Here is a 493-nt window from a genome sequence, read left to right as displayed (position 1 = left end):
GATGGTGCAGGATGTCATCCGCCGAGCCGAAGGCCAGCGCAGCTACAATTGTAAGGCCTGCTCGTAAACGCGAGCTGGTGAATGGGGTTCGCAGTGACTGGGACGTGTCGATCCGCCCGGCTTGCCGGGTTCTGGAGATGGACACATCAACATACCACTACAAATCCCGCCGCCACGAGCAGGCCGGCATTGAAGCCCGCATCCGTGAGATCTGCAAGACCCGCGTCGGCTATGTATCGCTGCGTCCACGTTCTTCTTCGCCGTGAGGGCTGGGAGACCAACATCAAGCGAACCCACAGGATTCACAACGAGTTGGGCCTCCAGCGCCGCAACAAGACACCCAAGCGCAGGGTGAAGGCAAAGCTGAGGGAAGATCCAGGTCCTGACGGTCGTGGACACGTTCTCACGCTTCTCGCCGGTGCTCGATCCACGGTTCAGCCTCCGCGGTGAGGACGTCGTCCAGACCCTCCAGGCGACCTGCGTCGTGGTTGGC

General features: G+C 61.5%; 1 pseudogene. It reads left to right on the top strand.

What is annotated here, in order from left to right:
• A pseudogene (locus AC2A04_RS18295) lies at positions 1 to 493 on the top strand (transposase family protein); the annotation flags it as partial.

It is taken from the genome of Novosphingobium sp. HNCC26DJ243, from assembly GCF_057180545.1.
This window is presented reverse-complemented; position numbering and strand designations above follow the sequence as displayed.